The sequence below is a fragment of the Enterobacter sp. JBIWA008 genome, from assembly GCF_019968765.1.
GTDB lineage: Bacteria > Pseudomonadota > Gammaproteobacteria > Enterobacterales > Enterobacteriaceae > Enterobacter.
In genome coordinates this window covers 3,999,816-4,015,740 of record NZ_CP074149.1, presented here as the reverse complement: position 1 = coordinate 4,015,740, position 15,925 = coordinate 3,999,816, and the positions used below count along the sequence as shown (strand labels likewise).

17 protein-coding genes are annotated in these 15,925 nt (G+C 60.9%); 16 read left to right on the top strand and 1 reads right to left on the bottom strand.

Going from position 1 to position 15,925, the window contains the following annotated elements; genetic code table 11:
* The first annotated feature begins 2 nt into the window (after positions 1 to 2).
* The 3 genes from yqgB (at position 3) to speB (ending at position 3,249) form a co-directional block, all read left to right on the top strand.
* On the top strand, positions 3 to 134 hold the full coding sequence (gene yqgB / locus KGP24_RS19325; RefSeq protein WP_127312443.1) for an acid stress response protein YqgB: 132 nt from the start codon (positions 3 to 5) through the stop codon (positions 132 to 134).
* An 8-nt stretch (positions 135 to 142) separates the two neighbouring features.
* Positions 143 to 2,119: a biosynthetic arginine decarboxylase gene (gene speA / locus KGP24_RS19320; protein WP_223561507.1), complete on the top strand. Its 1,977-nt coding sequence runs from the start codon at positions 143 to 145 to the stop codon at positions 2,117 to 2,119.
* 209 nt (positions 2,120 to 2,328) lie between these two features.
* Positions 2,329 to 3,249, top strand: a complete 921-nt coding sequence (gene speB / locus KGP24_RS19315) for an agmatinase (RefSeq protein ID WP_014071686.1) — start codon at positions 2,329 to 2,331, stop codon at positions 3,247 to 3,249.
* Between the two features lie 3 nt (positions 3,250 to 3,252).
* Here the strand turns inward: speB and KGP24_RS19310 are convergent, their stop codons facing one another.
* A complete protein-coding gene (locus KGP24_RS19310) occupies positions 3,253 to 4,464 on the bottom strand; it encodes an MFS transporter (RefSeq protein ID WP_223561506.1) in 1,212 nt (403 codons plus the stop codon).
* A gap of 414 nt (positions 4,465 to 4,878) precedes the next feature.
* Between KGP24_RS19310 and KGP24_RS19305 the strand changes: the two genes are divergently transcribed.
* The 13 genes from KGP24_RS19305 to KGP24_RS19245 all read left to right on the top strand — a co-directional run bounded on the left by KGP24_RS19305 (position 4,879) and on the right by KGP24_RS19245 (position 15,919).
* The gene (locus tag KGP24_RS19305) at positions 4,879 to 5,202 is read left to right on the top strand and encodes a non-heme iron oxygenase ferredoxin subunit (protein ID WP_023333340.1); all 324 of its coding nucleotides are present in this window, start codon (positions 4,879 to 4,881) and stop codon (positions 5,200 to 5,202) included.
* The gene (locus KGP24_RS19300; RefSeq protein ID WP_032640647.1) at positions 5,199 to 5,507 is read left to right on the top strand and encodes a recombinase-like helix-turn-helix domain-containing protein; all 309 of its coding nucleotides are present in this window, start codon (positions 5,199 to 5,201) and stop codon (positions 5,505 to 5,507) included. The genes KGP24_RS19305 and KGP24_RS19300 overlap by 4 nt, the downstream gene beginning before the upstream one ends.
* A 10-nt stretch (positions 5,508 to 5,517) precedes the next feature.
* Positions 5,518 to 6,540 carry an aromatic ring-hydroxylating dioxygenase subunit alpha gene (locus tag KGP24_RS19295; RefSeq protein WP_223561505.1) on the top strand — a complete coding sequence of 341 codons (1,023 nt, stop codon included), beginning with the start codon at positions 5,518 to 5,520 and terminating at the stop codon, positions 6,538 to 6,540.
* The gene (locus KGP24_RS19290) at positions 6,540 to 7,289 is read left to right on the top strand and encodes an SDR family oxidoreductase (RefSeq protein WP_223561504.1); all 750 of its coding nucleotides are present in this window, start codon (positions 6,540 to 6,542) and stop codon (positions 7,287 to 7,289) included. The genes KGP24_RS19295 and KGP24_RS19290 overlap by 1 nt, the downstream gene beginning before the upstream one ends.
* Before the next feature lie 12 nt (positions 7,290 to 7,301).
* Positions 7,302 to 8,090 carry an IclR family transcriptional regulator gene (locus KGP24_RS19285; protein WP_223563530.1) on the top strand — a complete coding sequence of 263 codons (789 nt, stop codon included), beginning with the start codon at positions 7,302 to 7,304 and terminating at the stop codon, positions 8,088 to 8,090.
* A 78-nt stretch (positions 8,091 to 8,168) separates the two neighbouring features.
* Positions 8,169 to 9,095 carry a VOC family protein gene (locus tag KGP24_RS19280; RefSeq protein ID WP_223561503.1) on the top strand — a complete coding sequence of 309 codons (927 nt, stop codon included), beginning with the start codon at positions 8,169 to 8,171 and terminating at the stop codon, positions 9,093 to 9,095.
* The gene (locus tag KGP24_RS19275; RefSeq protein WP_223561502.1) at positions 9,092 to 10,279 is read left to right on the top strand and encodes an FAD-dependent oxidoreductase; all 1,188 of its coding nucleotides are present in this window, start codon (positions 9,092 to 9,094) and stop codon (positions 10,277 to 10,279) included. The genes KGP24_RS19280 and KGP24_RS19275 overlap by 4 nt, the downstream gene beginning before the upstream one ends.
* 25 nt (positions 10,280 to 10,304) lie before the next feature.
* On the top strand, positions 10,305 to 11,561 hold the full coding sequence (locus KGP24_RS19270) for an MFS transporter (protein WP_223561501.1): 1,257 nt from the start codon (positions 10,305 to 10,307) through the stop codon (positions 11,559 to 11,561).
* A 10-nt stretch (positions 11,562 to 11,571) separates the two neighbouring features.
* Positions 11,572 to 12,102: a cupin domain-containing protein gene (locus tag KGP24_RS19265; RefSeq protein ID WP_223561500.1), complete on the top strand. Its 531-nt coding sequence runs from the start codon at positions 11,572 to 11,574 to the stop codon at positions 12,100 to 12,102.
* 9 nt (positions 12,103 to 12,111) lie between these two features.
* Positions 12,112 to 12,882, top strand: coding sequence for an alpha/beta hydrolase (locus tag KGP24_RS19260; RefSeq protein WP_223563529.1), 771 nt, complete (start codon positions 12,112 to 12,114; stop codon positions 12,880 to 12,882).
* Positions 12,866 to 13,660 (top strand): SDR family oxidoreductase, encoded by a 795-nt coding sequence (locus tag KGP24_RS19255; protein WP_223561499.1) that lies wholly within the window; start codon positions 12,866 to 12,868, stop codon positions 13,658 to 13,660. The genes KGP24_RS19260 and KGP24_RS19255 overlap by 17 nt, the downstream gene beginning before the upstream one ends.
* A gap of 9 nt (positions 13,661 to 13,669) precedes the next feature.
* The gene (locus KGP24_RS19250; RefSeq protein ID WP_223561498.1) at positions 13,670 to 14,440 is read left to right on the top strand and encodes an aspartate dehydrogenase; all 771 of its coding nucleotides are present in this window, start codon (positions 13,670 to 13,672) and stop codon (positions 14,438 to 14,440) included.
* 9 nt (positions 14,441 to 14,449) lie between these two features.
* The gene (locus KGP24_RS19245) at positions 14,450 to 15,919 is read left to right on the top strand and encodes an aldehyde dehydrogenase (protein WP_223561497.1); all 1,470 of its coding nucleotides are present in this window, start codon (positions 14,450 to 14,452) and stop codon (positions 15,917 to 15,919) included.
* The last annotated feature ends 6 nt before the right edge of the window (positions 15,920 to 15,925 follow it).

Below are 15,925 nucleotides of genomic sequence, written 5' to 3'. Positions count from 1 at the left end.
ATATGAATAAGAAACCGGTCGCACGGTCTGGTTTTCAGCATACTCTGCTGGGAAACGGAGCCGTTTATGGGTTGTTATCGCCGTATAACGCTGCGATAGTAGTCAACTGTTTTACACTTAATACAAAGAGTTGAGGTTCGCTATGTCTGACGACATGTCTTCTTTTTCGCCTTCGTCAGCGGGCGAACAGGGTGTACTACGTTCTATGCAGGAGGTTGCGATGAGCTCCGAGGAAGCCAGCAAGATGCTGCGCACTTACAATATTGCCTGGTGGGGCAATAACTACTACGACGTCAACGAACTGGGCCACATCAGCGTCTGCCCGGATCCGGACGTCCCTGAAGCGCGCGTGGATCTCGCGAAACTGGTGAAAGCCCGTGAAGCTCAGGGCCAGCGTTTACCTGCACTGTTCTGCTTCCCGCAGATCCTGCAACATCGCCTGCGTTCTATTAACGCCGCGTTCAAGCGCGCGCGTGAGTCCTACGGCTATAAAGGCGACTATTTCCTGGTTTACCCGATCAAGGTGAATCAGCACCGCCGCGTGATTGAATCCCTGATCCACTCCGGCGAACCGCTGGGCCTGGAAGCAGGCTCCAAAGCGGAGCTGATGGCGGTTCTGGCGCATGCGGGCATGACCCGTTCGGTGATCGTCTGTAACGGCTATAAAGACCGTGAATACATTCGCCTGGCGCTGATTGGCGAGAAGATGGGCCACAAGGTCTATCTGGTTATCGAAAAGATGACCGAAATCGCCATCGTGCTGGAGGAGGCAGAACGTCTGAACGTGGTGCCGCGCCTTGGCGTGCGTGCGCGTCTGGCGTCACAAGGTTCCGGTAAATGGCAGTCCTCCGGCGGCGAGAAATCCAAGTTCGGCCTGGCGGCGAACCAGGTGCTGCAGCTGGTGGAAATCCTGCGCGAGCGCGGTCGTCTGGACAGCATTCAGCTGCTGCACTTCCACCTCGGCTCGCAGATGGCCAACATTCGCGACATCGCGACCGGCGTGCGTGAATCCGCGCGGTTCTACGTGGAGCTGCACAAGCTTGGCGTGAATATTCAGTGCTTCGACGTGGGCGGCGGCCTCGGCGTGGACTACGAAGGGACCCGCTCGCAGTCTGACTGCTCGGTGAACTACGGCCTGAACGAATACGCGAACAATATCATCTGGGCGATCGGCGATGCCTGTGAAGAAAACGGCCTGCCGCACCCGACGGTGATTACCGAATCCGGTCGCGCGGTGACCGCGCACCATACTGTGCTGGTCTCTAACATTATCGGCGTTGAGCGCAGCGAAACTACCGAAGCGACGCCTCCGGCAGATGATGCCCCGCGTTCCCTGCAAAGCATGTGGGAAACCTGGCAGGAGATGCACGAGCCGGGCACGCGCCGTTCCCTGCGCGAATGGCTGCACGATAGCCAGATGGACCTGCATGATATTCACGTGGGTTATTCTTCAGGCACCTTCAGCCTGCAGGAGCGCGCGTGGGCGGAGCAGCTCTACCTGAACATGTGCCATGAAGTGCAGAAACAGCTCGACCCGAGCAACCGTGCGCACCGTCCGATTATCGACGAGCTGCAGGAGCGAATGGCGGATAAGATCTACGTCAACTTCTCGCTGTTCCAGTCGATGCCGGATGCCTGGGGTATCGACCAGCTGTTCCCGGTACTGCCGCTGGAAGGGCTGAACCATGCGCCGGAACGCCGTGCGGTGCTGCTGGACATCACCTGTGACTCCGACGGTGCCATCGACCACTACGTTGACGGCGACGGTATCGCAACGACGATGCCAATGCCGGAATACGACCCGGAGAACCCGCCGATGCTGGGCTTCTTTATGGTCGGCGCGTATCAGGAGATCCTCGGCAACATGCACAACCTGTTCGGTGACACCGAAGCGGTGGACGTGTTCGTGTTCCCTGACGGAAACGTAGAAATCGAGCTTTCCGATGAAGGGGACACCGTGGCGGACATGCTGGAATACGTTCAGCTGGATCCGAAAAAACTGCTCACCCAGTTCCGCGACCAGGTGAAAAACACCGGTCTGGACGATGCGCTCCAGCAGCAGTTCCTGGATGAGTTTGAAGCGGGTCTCTACGGGTACACCTACCTGGAAGACGAGTAGGAAACCCTCTATCTCCCTGTGGGAGAGGGAGGGGGGAGGGCATCAGACCGCACAATGCCCTATACTCACTTGAACCCGTAGGCATTACCGGCGATAATTCGCCCCAATAAGCGATTTACGAATCAATCCCTTCCTCGTCGGGTTTAACGACGCGGAGGGGATTTTTTTTCATCTGTTTTTAATGTATCGACTTTAAAAGAGGTCAGGACATGAGCACTTTAGGTCATCAGTACGACAACTCTCTGGTATCTAACGCGTTTGGTTTTTTACGCCTTCCGATGAACTTCCAGCCGTACGACAGTGACGCTGACTGGGTGATCACCGGTGTGCCGTTCGATATGGCAACATCCGGTCGTGCGGGTGGTCGTCACGGCCCGGCAGCGATTCGTCAGGTTTCCACTAACCTGGCCTGGGAGCATAACCGCTTCCCGTGGAACTTCGACATGCGCGAGCGCCTGAATGTGGTTGACTGCGGTGACCTGGTGTACGCCTTCGGCGACGCGCGTGAGATGAGCGAAAAGCTGCAGGCGCACGCCGAGAAGCTGCTGGCTGCCGGCAAGCGCATGCTCTCCTTCGGCGGCGACCACTTCGTGACCCTGCCGCTGCTGCGCGCCCATGCGAAGCACTTCGGTAAAATGGCGCTGGTGCACTTCGATGCGCATACCGACACCTACGCGAACGGCTGCGAGTTTGACCACGGCACCATGTTCTTCACCGCGCCGAACGAAGGTCTGATCGACCCGAACCACTCCGTGCAGATCGGTATTCGCACCGAGTTCGACAAAGACAACGGCTTCACCGTGCTGGATGCAGGCCAGGTTAACGATCGCGGCGTCGATGACATCATCGCTCAGGTGAAGCAGATCGTGGGTGATATGCCCGTGTATCTTACCTTCGACATCGACTGCCTGGATCCGGCATTTGCACCGGGCACCGGTACGCCGGTGATCGGCGGGCTGACCTCAGACCGCGCCATCAAACTGGTGCGCGGCCTGAAGGATCTGAACATTGTCGGGATGGACGTGGTGGAAGTGGCGCCTGCCTATGACCAGTCCGAGATCACCGCGCTGGCCGCGGCGACCCTGGCACTGGAGATGCTCTATATCCAGGCCGCGAAAAAAGGCGAATAAGCCTTACGCGCTGATTGCTGCTGCGCGACGCATGCGCAGCAGCAACATTCCGCCCGCCAGCAGGGTGATAGCCTGCGACACGACCAGCACTGAAAAACCTGAACTGACCGACCCCGCCGATTTCATCACTATCCCCATCAGCAGCGGAATAAACGCCGCGCAAATATTCCCAATCCCATTAATTATGCCGTATGCGCTACCTACCGCTTTCCGCGCGGCGTGGTGTTGGATCACAGCGGGTATCGCGGCGCCCTGTAGTCCCCAGAAAGCGTTGGCGGATAGCATAAACAGCGCCAGCCATGCGGGCTGATGGCTAAGCATCAGCGCGACCACGGACAGCGCCGTCAGCGCCCCGCCCACCACAAACAGCACCGGCGCCTGTTCCGGGCGCATTTTGTCGAGCAGCACGCCGCCCAGGAACTTGGATCCCAGACTCAGGAGAAAGGGAATAGCCGCAAGCATGCCCGTGGCGTGCAGCGAGAAGTGATGCTCGTCGCGCAGCCATGCGGGCAGCCACGCGCTGCTGCCCCACAGATAGCTCAGCGTGGCGATTTCAACCAGCAGGATCCAGCCCAGCAGCGGCGTTTGCCAGGCGAGCTTCAGGGTGCGGGCAAGCCCCGGTTTTTTCGCCGTTAAGCGGCTACGAGGAGCAGGAAGAAAATGCCAGATTAACCCACCGCCCAGCAGCAGATTGATCGCCGCCAGCGCATAGAACGACCCGGCCCAGCCCAGATGGGCCATCAGCCAGGTGACCAGCGGAAAGCCCACGGCCAGCCCGAGGGAGACGCCCAGCGCGGTCACGGCGTTGGGTTTGCCGATCTCTTGTGCGCTAAAGTTGTCGCTTATAAAACGCGTCTTCAGCGAAAAGAGCGGTCCTTCGGCAATACCCAAAATCACGCGGGCGATGAGCATGCCCATCAGCGATCCCAGCAGTGGAGAAATCGCGCAGACCGCGGCCCAAATCGCAATGCTGCTTAATAATCCCTGCCGATAATGGAGCTTGCTTTCAATAACTGGTGTTAATAGTAAAGCCGAAAAACCATAACCCAGCAGAAAGCAGGTCATGAGCATTCCCTGTAACATTCTGTTTTCATTTAGCTGAAAATGTTCGGCAAACTCCGGGTTTAAAATCATTACCGAGATATTTACCCGGTCGACGTAGGAAATAATAATGAGTAATAACAGTGCAATTGTGCCTTGCCATCTTGCCGTCATAAATCCTGCCTTGTGCGCGCGTTTACTTATATTTTTATAAGAGTGATTGTCACGGAACTAAAATGGTTCACATGTGAAACTCATTGTTTATAAAAGATAAAATAAAATTTAGTTTCACGGGTGAAACTCGACACTCTGCACCTCTTTTATTTTTAAGGAATAAAAACAAAAGAAGTCAATATCTCTTACTTTAAATTTAGATCCATTAATAATTCGTATTCATTCACGCCGTAATAATGAAAATTTCATATCGCTGCATTTTTTCGTGATCCTTTGCACACTTAGTTAATTTATTACTATCTAATTAACAAATTCGTCACATTGATGCTTGACGAAACATTCATCGCTTTTATATTGACCGTATTAAATAAGAAACAGAGTTTCATGTATGAAACAAAAGCCTGGAGGATCGTGATGAGCTGGATAGGCGTATGTGACGCAGAACAAGTACAGGAAGATTTCCCTTTTAGCGGCAGCGTAGACGGTAAAGAGATCGGCGTTTATTTGATTGACGGTGAATATTACGCGCTGGAAGACGTATGTCCGCACGCTTATGCCCTGCTGAGCCAGGGCTTTGTGGAGGACGGCAAAGTTGAATGCCCCCTGCATGAGGCGGTGTTCGACGTCAAAACCGGCCAGTGCCTGCACGGACCCGGAGGTCGCAACCTCAACCGCTACCCGGTTCGGGTCTTTGAAAACCAAATCCAGATTACCTTCGTCGAGGAGACCGTGGCATGAGCGATACCCTGAACTACAACCCGGCGCTGCCGGAAAGCCGTCAGTTTACTCCGCCGGCGGAGGGCGGCAACGGCGCGATCCATAAGCCGGGTGAGTACCAAAACCTGATCTGGCAAACCCGCAGCCGCGTGCCGGAGAGCTGGGAGGTGAACCTTATCGCCACGCTGGAAGATCTCTTCGAGCAGGGTGTTGAAACCCTGCCAGAGCTGGTAAACGGCCTGAACGCGGTGCGCATGCACGATCAGCAGGGCGAACCCTGGAGCGACGCCAGCTTCCAGGCATTCTTACAGGTTAATGGCTACTGAGGGCAACGCGATGACGACGACCGTACAAAACTATCTCGATAAAGGTCTGCGTGGCCTATGGTATCCGGTGCTGGCAAGCTGGGAAGTGCAGTCTGCTCCTGTGGGCATTACCCGCCTGGGCGAGCAGATTGTGGTCTGGCGCAATAAAGACGGCCAGGTGCAGGCGCTGGAAGACCGCTGCCCGCACCGCGGCGCGCGTCTGTCGATGGGCTGGAACCTCGGCGACCGCATCGCCTGCTGGTATCACGGCGTGGAAGTGGCGGGCAACGGCGAGGTGAAAGATGTGCCCGCCGTGGACAAATGTCCGCTGGTCGGCCAGCAGTGCGTGCGCAGCTATAGCGTGCAGGAAGTGCACGGCGCGATCTTCCTGTGGTTCGGCGTTACCGCTGACCAGCAGCCGGACGAGCTGACTTTCCCGGATGAGCTCGCCGACACGGAGAATTTCAGCAACTTCCTCTGCACCGCCGCGTGGAAATGCAATTACCAGTACGCGCTGGAAAACGTGATGGACCCGATGCACGGCACCTATCTGCATTCGTCGTCGCATTCGATGGCGGAAGGGGATCGCAAGGCCGACATGGTGCTTCAGCCGACCAAAACCGGCTTTATTTTCGAGAAAAAAGGGCAGAGCGGCGTCAACTTCGACTGGGTCGAGCTGGGCAATAGCGGCACCTGCTGGATGCGCCTCTCTATTCCCTATAAGAAACGCTTCGGGCCGGGCGGCCACTTCTTTATCGTCGGCATGGTGGTCCCGGAAGATAACGACAACTGCCGCGTCTTCTTCTGGCGCATCCGCCGCGTGCAGGGCTGGCAGCGCGATATGTGGCGCTTCATGTACCGCAACCGCCTTGAAAAATTGCACTGGGAAGTGCTGGAGCAGGACCGCGTGGTGCTGGAAAGCCTTGCGCCAAACGCGCGCGACCATGAATACCTGTACCAGCACGACGTCGGCCTCTCCCGACTGCGCCGCATGATGCAAAAGGCGGCGAAAGAGCAGCTGGCGATACGCGAAGAACAGCAGGGAGCCGCCTGATGAACGGGCTGTTGAGCGGCAAGCGCATCGTGGTGACCGGCGCCGCGCGCGGGCTGGGCTACCACTTTTCCCAGGCCTGCGCGGAGCAGGGCGCCGCGGTGGTGATGTGCGACATTCTTGAAGGCGAGCTGGCCGAAAGCGCACACGCTCTGCGGGCACAGGGTTTTACGATCGAATCGCACGTTATCGATCTCGCCGATCCGGCCTCTATTGAGCAGGTGTTCAACGCGATTGGCGAGCAGGGGCAGATTGATGGGCTGGTGAACAACGCGGCGATGGCGACCGGCGTGGGCGGCAAAAATATGCTCGATTACGATCCGGATCTCTGGGATCGGGTAATGCGCGTGAACGTCAAAGGCACCTGGCTGGTGACGCGCGCCGCCGTGCCGCTGCTGCGCGAAGGGGCCGGGATTGTAAACGTGGCGTCCGACACCGCGCTGTGGGGCGCGCCGCGCCTGATGGCCTACGTCGCCAGCAAGGGCGCCGTGATTGCCATGACCCGCTCGATGGCGCGCGAGCTGGGTGAAAAACGCATTCGAATCAACGCCATCGCCCCGGGATTAACCCGCGTCGAGGCAACCGAATATGTTCCGGCCGAGCGGCATCAGCTTTACGAAAACGGTCGCGCATTAACGGGCGCGCAGCAGCCGGAAGATGTCACCGGCAGCGTGGTCTGGCTGCTCAGCGATCTGTCGCGGTTCATCACCGGACAGCTGATCCCGGTCAACGGCGGTTTTGTTTTTAACTGAGGTATGGCGATGATGGCAAACGATCGGGAAGTGAAGTATCTGGTGCCGGGGCTGGAGCGCGGCCTGCAGCTGCTGTTGGCCTTCGGCGAGCAGCATCGCGAACTGACCTTTGCCGAGCTGCACCGGCTGGTGGATATGCCGAAGGCCACCGCCTACCGCGTGGTGCAGACGCTGGAGTTTATGGGCTTTCTGGAGCGCAACGCGCGCACCAATACCTTCTCGCTGGGCATGAACGTTCTGCGCCTCGGCTTTGAGTACATCGCCTCGCTGGACGTGGCGCAGGTAGGCCAGCCGGTGATTGAGCAGCTGCGCGACGTGAGCCAGTGCAGCAGCCACCTGGCGATCCGCGACGGGCGCGACATTATCTACATCGCCCGCGTCAGCGCCGCCGGGTCGCGCATCAATCAGGTCAGCATCGGCACCCGCCTGCCGGTGCACTGCACCTCGCTTGGCCGCATGCTGCTGAGCGATATTTCCCGCGCCGATTTTGAACAGCTGTTCCCGCACGAGCGCCTGCCGGGCAACACGCCGGGGCAGCTTCACGACCGTGAAGCCCTGTGGCAGATGGTGCAGCAGGACAAAGCCCGCGGGTACGTGATTGGCGAATCCTTCTTCCGCCACGGCATCTCCTCCATCGTCTACCCGGTGTATGACCGAAGCGGACGCGTGGCGGCGGTGGTCAGCATTCTGGTGCCGTCGGAGGAGATCCCGCAGGCCGACCGCGAGCGTCTGCAAAACGAGGTGTGCCTCGCGGCGGATAAAATTTCTGGCTTCTTAGGGTACCTGTCGCAGGCCAGTTAAATCAGTGAGTTAACGTCAGGCGCTTGACCGCGTCGGGCATGTTTTACGCCCAATTTGGGCCAGATGAGGCAACGAACGATGAGTGTAACCGGAATTGAAAAGCTGGAATTTGGCGTGGAAGACCTGACGCACTGCGCCAAATTTATGCGTGATTTTGGCCTGACGGGCGATGCCAGCGGCCAGCGTTTTACCACCCTGAGCGGCGCGCGCGTGGAGCTTAACCCGATCGACAGCCCCGACCTGCCGCCGGCGTTTGAAGCGGGCAACACCCTGCGACGCATGACCTGGGCGGTTGCTACCCGGAGAGACCTGGACGCGCTGCGCCCTAAGCTGGCGCAGCAGCCCGGCTTTCGTGAAGTGGGTGACGCGCTGGAGTGCCTCGACCCCAACGGCATGACGCTGCGCGTGCAGGTCAGCCTGCAGACCGACGTGGAGCTGAACGTTGAACCGATCAACCAGTGGGGCGACGTTCGCCGTATTGACACGCCCAGCCCGGTTTACGATCGCGCCCAGCCCATCAACGTGGGGCACGTGGTGTTCTTCGTGGAGGAGCTGGCGGCGGTGGAAAAATTCTACCGCGAGGTGCTCGGCTTCCAGGTCTCGGACCGCTACATCAACCGCGCCGTGTTCCTGCGCTGCGGCACCCGCGGCGGACATCACAACCTGTTCCTGCTGCAGCTGCCGAACCGCAAGCGGGGTTTGAACCACGTGGCCTTTACCGTGCGCGACATCCACGAGGTAATCGGCGGCGGAATCGCGATGAATAAAAATGAATGGAGCACCTTCATCGGCCCGGGTCGCCATCCTGTGTCGTCGGCGTACTTCTGGTACGTCAACAGCCCGACCGGCGGCGCGTTTGAGTATTACACCAACGACGACTACCTGACCGAGAACTGGCAGCCGCGCGAGCTGGAGCACTCGCTGGTTTCCTTCACCGAATGGGCTGTGGAAGGCGGCATCGACCACGATACGCGCCGCCAGCAGAAAAAGCCGGAGGCGGTATGACGTCGCGCATTGTCATTATCGGCGGCGGCCAGGCGGGCGGCTGGGCCGCTAAAACCCTGCGAGACGAGGGCTTCGACGGCGAGATTTGCGTGGTCGCGGAAGAGGAATGGGATTTCTACGAGCGCCCGCCGCTGTCAAAAGCGTCTTTGCTGGAGCCGGACGCGGCGCTCCCAAGGCTGTTTACCGACGAGGCGCAGCAGGCGCTGAACCTGAGCTGGCACCGCCCTCTGCGCGCAGAGCAGATTGACCCCGAGGCGAAAACCGTGCGTCTGAACAGCGGTGAATGTCTTGGTTACAACATTCTTTTAATTGCCACCGGAGGGCGGGCGCGCCTGCCGGGCGAGGCGTGGTCAAGGCATCCTGAGGTCTACACCCTGCGCCACTGGCAGGACGCGCAGCGCCTGAAAGGTCGACTGGCGAAAAGTCACAAACTGGCGATTGTCGGCGGCGGCTGGATTGGCCTTGAGATTGCCGCGTCCGCGCGCAAATGCGGCGTAGCGGTCACGCTGTTCGAGCAGCAGCCCGCGCTGTGCATGCGCTCGGTGAGCGGCGAGGTGTCGCAGCGCTTAGAGGCTATACATCGCGAGCAGGGCGTGGAGATCCGTACCGGCTGCGGCACGCTGGAGCTGGAGGACGATAACGGCCTTCCGGTTATCCACTGCGGCGGCCAGCGTGAAACCTTTGATGCGGTGGTGGTGGGGATCGGCGTCGATCTCAATCTGGAGCTGGCCCGTGTCGCGGGGCTGAAGACTGAACGCGGTATCGTCGTGGATGCCCAGGGGAGAACGTCGGATCCGTTCATCTTTGCCGCCGGCGATGTGGCGCAGCATCATCACTACGGCCTGTGCATCCAGTCCTGGGCCTTCGCCCAGAACCAGGCGGTGGCGACGGCGAAAGCGATGCTCAACCCCGATGCACCGGGCTATGACGACGCGCCGTGGCTATGGTCGGATCAATATCAGCACAACATCCAGATCCTCGGCATTCCGCAGCCGGGCAGCAGAACGGTAGTGCGGGAAGATTCGCTGTTCTTCTCGCTGGACGATAGCGGGCGGCTGACGCAGCTGGTGGCGTTCAACGACGCGCGCACCGTCAAGCTGGCGAAGCGCTGGATGGCAGCGGGGCGGGATTTATCGGATGTACCGCTAGGCGACCCGGCTTTTTCACTGATGTCACTGCGATAGCTAACCCGCACCCGTAGGGGGAGAGATGACCACATTAGAGAGCAACACCGCGCCCGCTGGGGCGAGCGGTGAGGGAACCCGTACGCCCGAAAAAGCGGTGCGCTGGGCCATCCCGCTGTCGCTGCTGGCCTGCGTGCTGCTGGCATTTTTCGACAAAATCAGCATTGCGGCGCTGTTTTCCGACGGCCATTTCCAGCAGGCGATGGGTATCGATTTTGATACCACGCGCCTCGGCATCCTGATGAGCGCCTTCCTGCTGAGCTACGGCTTTTCGTCGGTCTTCCTCAGTGGCCTGGGGGACAAAATCGCGCCGCTGCGCCTGCTCACCGGAATGATGGTGGTGTGGTGCGCGCTGATGGTGGCGATGGGCTTTACCCATAACTACACGCTGATGATCGTTCTGCGTATTCTGCTGGGCGTGGCGGAAGGGCCGCTGTTCCCGCTGGCCTTCGCCATCGTACGCCACAACTTCCCGCAGCATCTGCAGGCGCGGGCCACCATGCTGTGGCTGCTGGGCACTCCGGTCGGCGCGGCGATTGGCTTCCCGCTTTCCCTCTGGCTGCTGAACACCTTCGGCTGGCAGAGCACCTTCTTTGTGATGGCAATGCTGACCGTACCGGTGCTTATCTTCGTGCGCGTCGGCCTGCGCGGGATCCGGCTGGAGGCAAAACCCGGCACCTCGCAGGCGTCCCAGGATGAGCGGCGAGCGGCGCGGCGCGAGCTGTTCGTCAGCCCGCACTTCTGGATTATCTGCATCTTTAACATCGCTTTCCTGACCTACCTGTGGGGCATCAACGGCTGGCTGCCGGGCTACCTCATCAAGGGCAAAGGCATTCATCTGGAGCACGCGGGCTGGCTGTCGTCGATGCCGTTCATCGCCATGCTGGCGGGGGAAGTGATTGGCGCGTGGCTCTCTGACCGAGTTGATAAGCGCGCGGCGGCCTGCTTTATCTCCATGGCGGGGGCGGCCGTCGGGCTGGCGGCGGTGATGCACCTCGATACCCCGCTGGCCGTCATCGTGGCGATGAGCTTCAGCACCTTTATGTGGGGCACCGGCGCACCCAACATTTTCGCCCTGCTGGCAAAGGCCACCCATCCGCGGGTAAGCGCCACGGCGGGCGGCATTTTCAACGGGCTGGGAAACTTTGCGGGCGCGCTGTCGCCGGCGGTGATGGGCGCGCTTATCGCCTTCACCCACAGCATGGATTCCGGGCTGATTTTTCTGGCGGTGATGGCGGCGGTGGGCTGCGTCCTGTTACTGCCGCTGCTGAGACGTTACTGAGGAGAGTGTCATGACTGATTCAACCGTAACCAACACATCAGGCATCAAGCCTGACCACCTGACGATGGAAGAGTGGGTCGAGTCGCGCATCGCGCGCTTCGAAGGCCGTAAATACGACTGGAACGCGCTGAAGTTCCAGGCCGATTTTGACCCGAAATACCGCCGGGCGCAGATGCGCTATATCGGCACCGGCGCAACGGGCGTGGCGAACGACACCAACACCGTGCAGGCGGACCATTTCACCTTCTCCACCATGGTGCTGCCGTCGAAGTGTGAAGGGCCGCTGCACCTGCATGACGACGTGGAAGAGGTGTTCTTCATGCTTAAAGGGCAGATCACGCTGATGATTCAGGACGGTGATAACTACACCGAAACCATCCTGCGCGAGCGTGACCTGATCTCCGTCCCGCCGGGCATCTATCGTGGGCTGTTCAACCACGGGGAAGAAGAGGCGCTGATGTGCGTCATGCTGGGGACTAACAAGCCAGAAATCCCGACCTATCCATCCGATCATCCGCTTTCGAAAGTGAAGCGGAGCTAAGGGGGCATGATGACGGGTTTTCGTGAACAGGGAAGCGGCATTCCGCTGATGCTGCTGCACGGCATCAGTTCCGGCGCAGCCTCCTGGCATAAGCAGATGGCGCTGGCAGGTTTTCGCGTGCTGGCGTGGGACATGCCCGGTTATGGCGAAAGCCCGATGCTGGCAGCGGAGCGCGCGAACGCCGGGGATTACGCCGACGCGCTGGCGGCGATGCTCGACCGAGTGGGCGTCTGGCAGGCGGTACTGGTCGGCCATTCGCTCGGGGCGCTGGTTGCCAGCTCCTTTGCGGCGAAATTTCCGGAGCGTGTGCTGCATCTGGTGCTGGCAGACGCCGCCCAGGGCTACGGCCAGGCTGCGCCGGAGCAGCGCGAGCAGGTCTGGCGCAGCCGCGAGCAGCAGATAGCGCTCGGCGGCGATATTCTCGCGCAGACCCGCGCCGCGAAACTGCTGCGCACCGGCGCGCGGATGGACGATATAGCCACCGTTGCGGCGGGCATGCGCGGGCTGCGTCCTGAAGGCTACCTCGCTGCCGCGTGGATGCTGGCACATGACGACATTCACGGCTGGCTTAAGCGCTACCCGGGCAGCTTTGAAGTCTGGTGCGGCGAGCAGGATGCGATCACGCAGCCCGAGCTGGTTCAGGGGCTGGCGCTGCGCTACGGCATGCCGTTTATCGTTATTCCCCAGGCCGGGCACGCCAGCTATCTCGATAACGACGCGTTTTTTAACCAACAGCTTTTACGCATTAACGAAGAGGTGCGCGATGAATGCACAAATTGACGGGCGCGTAGCGGTCGTTACCGGCGGTTCTTCTGGTATTGGTTTTGAAACGCTGCGCCTGCTGCTGGGCGAGGGGGCAAAAGTGGCCTTCTGCGGCCGCGACCCGGACCGTCTCGCCAGTGCCCATGCGGCGCTGCACAACGAATACCCCGACGGGGATATTTTCTCTTACCGCTGCGACGTGCTGAACGCTGACGACATGCGGGCCTTCGCGGACGCCGTTCAGGCGCGCTTCGGCGCGGCGGACATGCTTATCAACAACGCCGGACAGGGCTACGTGGCGCACTTCCAGGATACTCCGCGCGAGGCGTGGCTGCACGAAGCCGAGCTCAAGCTGTTTGGGGTGATCAACCCGGTACAGGCTTTTCAGCCGCTGCTGGAGCAGTCGGATATCGCCTCTATCACCTGCGTGAACTCCCTGCTGGCGCTGCAGCCCGAGGAGCACATGATTGCCACCTCTGCCGCCCGTGCCGCGCTGCTGAACATGACGCTCACGCTCTCGAAAGAGCTGGTGGGCAAAGGCATCCGCGTCAATTCCATATTGCTTGGCATGGTGGAATCCGGGCAGTGGCAGCGCCGCTTTGAGAACAGGACGGACAAAAGCCAGAGCTGGCCGGAGTGGACGGCGGAAATCGCGCGCAAAAGAGGCATTCCGATGGCGCGCCTCGGCAAGCCGCAGGAGCCTGCGCAGGCGCTGCTGTTCCTCGCCTCGCCGCTGGCCTCGTTTACCACCGGCGCGGCGCTGGACGTTTCCGGCGGCTTCTGCCGCCATCTGTAAGGACACATCATGAAAAAGGTTATGTTGATTGGTTTTGGCGCCATGGCGCAGGCGGTGATTGAGCGTCTGCCTGCCGGCGTGGCTATCGGCTGGATTGTGGCGCGTGAAGCCCACCACGCGGCGATTCAGGCGCAGTTTGGCGATGCGGTGGTGGCGCTGGCCTCTCCGATGGATTGCGCGCAAACGCCGGACCTGGTGCTGGAGTGCGCCAGCCAGCAGGCGGTGGCGCAGTACGGCGAAGGCATTCTGCGTCGGGGCTGGCATCTGGCGGTTATCTCCACCGGCGCGCTGGCGGACAGCGCGCTGGAGCAGCGTTTGCTCGCGGCGGGCGGCAGGCTGACGCTGCTTTCGGGTGCGGTTGCCGGCATTGACGGGCTGGCGGCGGCGAAAGAGGGCGGACTTGAGCGCGTGACCTACCGGTCACGTAAAAGTCCGGCCAGCTGGCGCGGCAGCTACGCCGAACAGCTCATCGATCTCAGTTCGGTATCAGAGGCGAAGGTTTTCTTTGAGGGCAGCGCCCGCCAGGCGGCGCGCCTGTTCCCGGCCAACGCCAACGTGGCGGCGACCGTGGCGCTCGGCGGCGTGGGGATGGACGACACGCGCGTGCAGCTGATGGTCGACCCGGCCACAAAACGCAACACCCACACGCTGCACGTTGAAGGGATGTTTGGCGAGTTCCACCTGGAGCTGAGCGGGCTGCCGCTGGCCGGCAACCCGAAAACCTCCACCCTGGCGGCACTGAGCGCGGTCCGCGCCTGCCGCGAGCTGGCCCTGAGCTGAGGAGTGACGATGGACGATCTGAAGATTTTTATTGGCGGTCACTGGCGACGCGGCGGCGGCAACCCGATGCAGAGCCACTTCCCGGCTGACGGGTCGATCAACGCTGCGCTGAACGCGGCAAGTATGGACGACCTGCAGGAGGCGATTGACGCCGGAGAGCGCGCCTGGCGGGAGCCAGCCTGGCGCAACAGCCTGCCGCACGTCCGCGCGAAGATCCTGCACAAGGTGGCCGATCTGATTGAGTCCCGCGTGGACGAGCTGGCGCAGATGCAGAGCCGCGATAACGGGAAGCCGCTGGCGGAAGCGCGCGGGCTGGTGATGAGCGCGGCGGGAACGGCACGCTATTTCGCCGCCGCCTGCGAGCTGCTGGAAGGGGAGCTTCCAACCCCGCGTCAGCCTGATTTACTGACGCTGAGCCGCTATGAGCCGCTCGGCGTGGTGGCGGCCATTACGCCGTGGAACTCGCCGATTGCCAGCGAAATGCAGAAGGTCGCGCCGGCCATTGCGGCGGGTAATGCGGTGATCCTCAAGCCCGCCGAAGCCACGCCTCTGATGGCGCTGGAGCTGGCGCGTATCTTTGAGCAGGCCGGGCTGCCCGCCGGGCTTCTGAGCGTGCTGCCGGGCAAAGGTTCGGTGATTGGCGATGCGCTGGCGCGCCACCCTCGCGTGCGGAAAATTTCCTTTACCGGCGGCACCACCACGGGCCGCCATCTGGCGCACGTGGCGGCGGAAAAGCTGATCCCGGCCTCGCTGGAGCTGGGCGGGAAATCCCCGACCATCGTGCTGGAAGACGCCGACCTCGAGCGGGCCGCGCGCGGGATCTGCTACGGCATTTTCAGCTCGGCGGGGCAGGCGTGCATCGCCGGTTCTCGCCTGTTTATCCACGAAAGTCTATATGCCCCGCTGATGGCGCGGCTGCTGGAGTTAACTCGCGGCCTGCGCGTCGGGCATCCGTTCGCTGACGGAACCCACGTAGGGCCGCTGATCAACGACGGACATCGCCAGAGCGTGATCGAGTACGTCGAGCTGGCGAAGCGCGAGGGGGGCCGCGTGCTGTGCGGCGGGGAGATCCCGGCGGATCCTGCTCTGGCGAACGGCAGCTTCTTCCTGCCCACGATTATCGAGGGGCTGAGCAACAGCGCCCGCGCGTGCCGGGAGGAGATCTTCGGCCCGGTGCTGGTGGCGATGCCGTTTCGCGATGAAGCCGCGCTTATCCGCGAGGCGAACGACTCGGTTTACGGCCTGGCGGCGGGGATCTGGACGCGGGATACCGGGCGCGCGCTGCGCCTGAGCGAGCAGCTCGAAGCGGGCACGGTGTGGATCAACACCTACAAGGTCTTTGCCATTTCGACCCCGTTCGGGGGCTTTAAAGAGAGCGGTCTGGGCCGCGAAAAGGGTATTCAGGGGCTGAAAGCCTGGATGCAGCAGAAGAGCATTTATCTGGCGACGGGTAACGGCGTCAACCACTGGTGCGACTGAGAAAGG

What these genes read in the sequence shown, in the direction of transcription:
- yqgB (WP_127312443.1), top strand. Translation starts at nt 3, where the DNA reads ATGAATAAGAAACCGGTCGCACGGTCTGGTTTTCAGCATACTCTGCTG.
- speA (WP_223561507.1), top strand. Translation starts at nt 143, where the DNA reads ATGTCTGACGACATGTCTTCTTTTTCGCCTTCGTCAGCGGGCGAACAG.
- speB (WP_014071686.1), top strand. Translation starts at nt 2,329, where the DNA reads ATGAGCACTTTAGGTCATCAGTACGACAACTCTCTGGTATCTAACGCG.
- KGP24_RS19310 (WP_223561506.1), bottom strand. Translation starts at nt 4,464, where the DNA reads ATGACGGCAAGATGGCAAGGCACAATTGCACTGTTATTACTCATTATT.
- KGP24_RS19305 (WP_023333340.1), top strand. Translation starts at nt 4,879, where the DNA reads ATGAGCTGGATAGGCGTATGTGACGCAGAACAAGTACAGGAAGATTTC.
- KGP24_RS19300 (WP_032640647.1), top strand. Translation starts at nt 5,199, where the DNA reads ATGAGCGATACCCTGAACTACAACCCGGCGCTGCCGGAAAGCCGTCAG.
- KGP24_RS19295 (WP_223561505.1), top strand. Translation starts at nt 5,518, where the DNA reads ATGACGACGACCGTACAAAACTATCTCGATAAAGGTCTGCGTGGCCTA.
- KGP24_RS19290 (WP_223561504.1), top strand. Translation starts at nt 6,540, where the DNA reads ATGAACGGGCTGTTGAGCGGCAAGCGCATCGTGGTGACCGGCGCCGCG.
- KGP24_RS19285 (WP_223563530.1), top strand. Translation starts at nt 7,302, where the DNA reads ATGGCAAACGATCGGGAAGTGAAGTATCTGGTGCCGGGGCTGGAGCGC.
- KGP24_RS19280 (WP_223561503.1), top strand. Translation starts at nt 8,169, where the DNA reads ATGAGTGTAACCGGAATTGAAAAGCTGGAATTTGGCGTGGAAGACCTG.
- KGP24_RS19275 (WP_223561502.1), top strand. Translation starts at nt 9,092, where the DNA reads ATGACGTCGCGCATTGTCATTATCGGCGGCGGCCAGGCGGGCGGCTGG.
- KGP24_RS19270 (WP_223561501.1), top strand. Translation starts at nt 10,305, where the DNA reads ATGACCACATTAGAGAGCAACACCGCGCCCGCTGGGGCGAGCGGTGAG.
- KGP24_RS19265 (WP_223561500.1), top strand. Translation starts at nt 11,572, where the DNA reads ATGACTGATTCAACCGTAACCAACACATCAGGCATCAAGCCTGACCAC.
- KGP24_RS19260 (WP_223563529.1), top strand. Translation starts at nt 12,112, where the DNA reads ATGACGGGTTTTCGTGAACAGGGAAGCGGCATTCCGCTGATGCTGCTG.
- KGP24_RS19255 (WP_223561499.1), top strand. Translation starts at nt 12,866, where the DNA reads ATGAATGCACAAATTGACGGGCGCGTAGCGGTCGTTACCGGCGGTTCT.
- KGP24_RS19250 (WP_223561498.1), top strand. Translation starts at nt 13,670, where the DNA reads ATGAAAAAGGTTATGTTGATTGGTTTTGGCGCCATGGCGCAGGCGGTG.
- KGP24_RS19245 (WP_223561497.1), top strand. Translation starts at nt 14,450, where the DNA reads ATGGACGATCTGAAGATTTTTATTGGCGGTCACTGGCGACGCGGCGGC.